Annotated in this window: 4 protein-coding genes; all 4 read right to left on the bottom strand. The window is 53.0% G+C overall.

Annotation, left to right across the window (positions count from 1 at the left end; all coding sequences use genetic code 11):
- Positions 1–196: 196 nt before the first annotated feature.
- A complete protein-coding gene (locus L6D75_RS27075; RefSeq protein ID WP_236193959.1) occupies positions 197–661 on the bottom strand; it encodes a T6SS immunity protein Tli4 family protein in 465 nt (154 codons plus the stop codon).
- A 238-nt stretch (positions 662–899) separates the two neighbouring features.
- Complete coding sequence (locus L6D75_RS27070) at positions 900–1,970, bottom strand: T6SS immunity protein Tli4 family protein (RefSeq protein WP_176517362.1); 1,071 nt, start codon at positions 1,968–1,970, stop codon at positions 900–902.
- Positions 1,964–3,664, bottom strand: a complete 1,701-nt coding sequence (locus L6D75_RS27065) for an alpha/beta fold hydrolase (RefSeq protein WP_236193957.1) — start codon at positions 3,662–3,664, stop codon at positions 1,964–1,966. Before L6D75_RS27065 ends, L6D75_RS27070 begins: the two co-directional genes overlap by 7 nt.
- A gap of 13 nt (positions 3,665–3,677) precedes the next feature.
- Positions 3,678–4,240, bottom strand: a 563-nt coding sequence (locus L6D75_RS27595) for a DUF2345 domain-containing protein (RefSeq protein WP_236193955.1), incomplete at its 5' end; no start/stop codon positions are given.

The following is a 4,240-nucleotide window of genomic DNA, read 5'->3' as shown; positions in this document are numbered from 1 at the left end:
GCGGGGCGGCATGGGGGCTGTCCTTGGCAGTGGGGAAGCTAAGTTAGCAGTATTTGAATTGGCATGGGCGACGGGGCTTGGTTTGTGCGGGAAGACTGGCGGATAACCTTTACTTCAAGGCAAGACCGGGACAGGCACCAGTGCCACAGGCGATACCGAACGCTTGGGAATGGCCCGCAAATCTGGGTGCTTTGCTTCATTCGGATAAAGGTTTGAAGCTCTGCAGGACATGGTCCCAAAACGCTAGTGCCTGATCGTCCGACTGGAAATGGGTGCCTTGCTCATGCGTACCCAGTTCGATGGCAATGTAGGGGCGGGTGTTAGATTCCAAGGTGCCTTCATACTCAAATTGGAAAGCATAGAACGTTTTGCCGTCAAAGGTTGCGCTGACGGCCACCTCCTCGCCATGTATTCCACCGACACTGCGATTACGTTTTCGAAGTAGGTTTATCTTGCCTGAGTTGGCCAGGTCGCTGATGGAATGGTCATAGTGTTTGTCATCAAATCGCTGCAAGAGGTTGGGTTCTTTTTTTACGATGCCTTTAGTGAGAAGGCTGATATAGGTCTCTGGGTGCCCCGCTATCTGCGAAATTTCTGATTCCTTTGGCAGGGCGATCTGAAAGCGGCCGAAATAATGGGTGCTCCAGTTGTTATTATCCATTCTGCTGCTTTCAGTTATATTGGCTGCTTCGGCGGTATCGAATAGGCAAAAGACAAGTATCAGAATGCATGCATCGAACGGTCCATTCGTGGTTGCTTGCGTCGTGGGAGTGCACGCGCCATCGCCTCTGTCCATTAAATGGCAGATTCGATTCGCTAGCGCTGAAATTACGTGCGCTTACTAGGTGAACGAATGCCCCATGACGGGCTGCATGGGGCGGCTCGGTTGGATCCTTGAGTTATCTCGCAGCCAGCGAATCGAGCGCGGTATCCCAAATTGACATGAATTCGGTTTCTGTCAACGCGTTGGGCTCATCCGGATTAGAGAACCCTGTTCCAGCGGCCGGTTTTTGCTTGGAAGTAAAGCTGTAGTCCAAGTCCAGGCGAAGTTCAGGTTTGTCCTCGCTGTTAGGGATGCCAGGGAAATACCAGATAGCATTGATTTCGGTCAAATAACCGCCATCTGTTTTTTGTGTATTCGCCTCAATGACTTCTTCACCCACGACACCATTGACAGTACGCTTCGTATTTCGGTATATCCGGTGTTCCGCTTCCGATTTCAATTGCCAAGCAGCCTGGTCGCTGGGCGATGGTTCACTGCCGTTTCTTTCCGACAACGCTGGGTTGGCTTCACCGGCATACTGTTTAGAGGTGAATTTTGCTCGAAGCTTGGGGCGCTCGGCGAATGTGAAGTGAACATAAACACCCTCGTCACCGGTCGAATGGGGTAGGCAGCCATCAACAAAACACACCCCTGAGTTGCGCGTCTCGCCGTTGCGGTCAATGCGTTGAAGTATTGATTTGATTTGCTCGTCTTTGTTGAGTGTGCTGTCATTCCCCAGTTCGAACTTCAGATTGTTGGCCCACTGATAAGCCACCGTCGAATAGACAACCTTGTTGATAGGCGATCCGTCGAGATCTTCACCTGTAATTCGCGTGTAGTCATATTTGTAGAGGAGGGCACCGTCGGACAGCTTCTCTTGAATTGCGGGGTGTTCAGCATTGCCCGAATTGCGGCTTTCGATAGCCAGCCAGGCTTTTTGAGCCTCACGCATTGCCCGGGCCTTGATGTAACCCGGTGTAATGGTCAAAGGAAGGCCGTCCAAATCCAGTGAAGCACCGCTCATTACCGCATCGGATGGCAGATCAAGCGTGTAACGTCCGACCAGAACCGTCTTGGAAATAGTTTCAGGGTTTTCCATTATTGGCGATGCTCCAGAAGCGAATGGGGAGGTCAATGCGACGGCGAGCAGGCCGCAGTGAATGGGCAGGCAAAGGCTGCGCTTGGCAAAATTGAGAAACTCTAGCATAGGCTTTTGGCGCTTTTGGCAAGGCTGAGAATGGAGTGCAACGTGATCGCTCGGGCCGACTTGTCGTTATAGGAAGCGCTGTGTTCGAAGCCAGACAGGCGCGCTGAAAACTTGATATGGCGAGTGACAGCATCAGCAGAGTGCGTGGGGACGGTGCCATCGCCTGAATCATCTTGAGAAGCCATGGCCGCATGGTAGGCATCGCCACCGTAATCAGCGCCAATGACGGCAGGCCCATACAATGGCTGGTAGGCGATTTTCCCGGCGGTTTGAGTATTGTTAAGCGTTAAATAATTGATTCTGTTATCCGTGCTCAATCGCAAATTAGCCGTCACGTCTTCAGACGCCTTCGGCGAGAATTGCCCTGTCTTGTTTTGGAACGCTTTCAAAATCCAGTCGATTTTGTTCCATGCTGGATGTTTGCCGTCGGCGCCAAAGTGCGCGTAGGTTTCTGGGAAATAATAGGTGCCCAGCGTCATATGGAAATTCTGGGCCATTTTGAGATTTTTCAGGTAAAGATACCAGCCACTTTGAAGGGCCTGCATGTCTTTGGCGCGAGGCTCCACCAGGCGTGGATCGCACAGTCGCCACCAGGCTGTCGTCTTGGAATAGATCTCGTCATACGGGTTGTTGGCCTTGGGCATCGACATCAACAGCGGGCCATTTTCCTTCTCCCAGCGGACATTCAGCCAGCCATTGCCGTAAAGTTGATTAGGCAGTAGTTGCAATGGGCCGGGTGCGGCAAAAACCGGCGTGACCTCATCCGCATTTGCGCCGATCGCCATACGGCCCTTCCAGTCTTCCCAACCTGCTCGCACACGCCTGTACGCGGTACCGGCACCAATTGCCGGTTGCACACCGTGTACAACGCCCAAAATATTTTTTGGGTGCTTCTGGGCACAGCGCCGCCCAACCAGTCCGCCCATGGAGTGAGTGACGAGAATGACGTTATCGCATTTCAATTGCAGACGTGTTCTGCAGTCGTTGAGTACGAATTGAATATAGCTCGCCAGATCATCCGCAGACTCTTCGTTGCTCCTTAGCCAATTGTAGCCGCAGGCATAGACCGGGTAACTCCATGACGACGCCTTCTTGTAAGCATCCAGGTCGAGCGCTTGATATCCCTTGATGGCTTGAATACTTCCTTCAAAGGCAAGCATGGCGCCTTTTATTCTCGGTTTGTTCTTGCCGTCATCATGATAGAGATTTTTGAGCTCAGCCTCTAGAAAGCTCAATATAGGACCGTAGCCGCCTAGATCACTCAAGAGAACAGTACCCCAACCTCGCTTTTCTATCTCTGCTTTCGGCAGCGGACAGCTGTCCAGGTCAAATCCGGAAAAATCGGCCTCGCCCGGCGCGCGGGGCACTTTCGTTTGGTCCGGGTCGAGTAAGGCCTTCTTCTCAGCAGGGGTGAGTCGATTGAAGCCGCCAACGAGACTTTTGACACCCATCCACCCCAGGCTGTCAGGAAACCAGCTCCAACGGCCCTCGAGTTTTTTGACAAGGTTCTTATTTTTGCCGGTTGCAAGCAGCGGGGTGCCCATGATGCCGGGAACGAACACGATGGGTATCGCCTGCCTAGGGCTTATATACAACAAGTTGTCCGCACAACCTGTGTTTTCCAACGGAGCCGATGCCTGTTCGCGCCCATCGGGCCCTATTTCGGTTCGCAGCGTAGTTTGTTTCTGTTCCATACGACACCCTTGATTATTCGATGATCTTGAGGAGGTACTTGCCTAGCATGTCGCTCTTTTGCTGCTGGGCGCGGCCTTCGGCATCAGTAATGCCGCTGATGATGCTGCCGTCCTCTCGATGAATTTCGTATTTCACATTGCGTGCCACTTCCCCATTTTGATATTTGAGCGCAACGCGTTTTTCAAATTTCGCATCCGGCATGTCATTGAAGCTGTGCGACAAACTGGTTGGGCCACTGAAGGTCTTCTTCGCCCCCTTGACATCAATGGTCCCCGGCGCGTGAATTTCGATATTGCCGCCCTTGATGCGGATATAGCCGCCGCCACTCGTGAGCAAGATGCCATCCTTGGCCGCAATCTCGATGCCCGCCGCAGTGGAGCTGAGCTTCATGTTCTGCAGCGAGGTCAGCAGCATTTCGTCGTTCTGCGCCTGCAACTCCACCTTGCCTTTGGCCGCAAACAACTTGGCCCCGGCGTTCTGCGCAAACAGGCTGATGCTCTGCACCACACTGGCCAGCAGCGACTTGCCGCTGGCGATGCTGACATCCTCACCGGTACTCACGGTCAGGTGCTTGC

The sequence above is a fragment of the Pseudomonas faucium genome, from assembly GCF_021602585.1.
GTDB classification, from domain to species: Bacteria; Pseudomonadota; Gammaproteobacteria; order Pseudomonadales; family Pseudomonadaceae; genus Aquipseudomonas; species Aquipseudomonas faucium.
The sequence above is the reverse complement of the archived record's forward strand: the minus strand, read 5'-3'. Positions and strand labels throughout refer to the sequence as shown.

Coding starts and splice junctions, on each gene's coding strand:
- L6D75_RS27075 (WP_236193959.1), bottom strand. CDS start 661: ATGGATAATAACAACTGGAGCACCCATTATTTCGGCCGCTTTCAGATC.
- L6D75_RS27070 (WP_176517362.1), bottom strand. CDS start 1,970: ATGCTAGAGTTTCTCAATTTTGCCAAGCGCAGCCTTTGCCTGCCCATT.
- L6D75_RS27065 (WP_236193957.1), bottom strand. CDS start 3,664: ATGGAACAGAAACAAACTACGCTGCGAACCGAAATAGGGCCCGATGGG.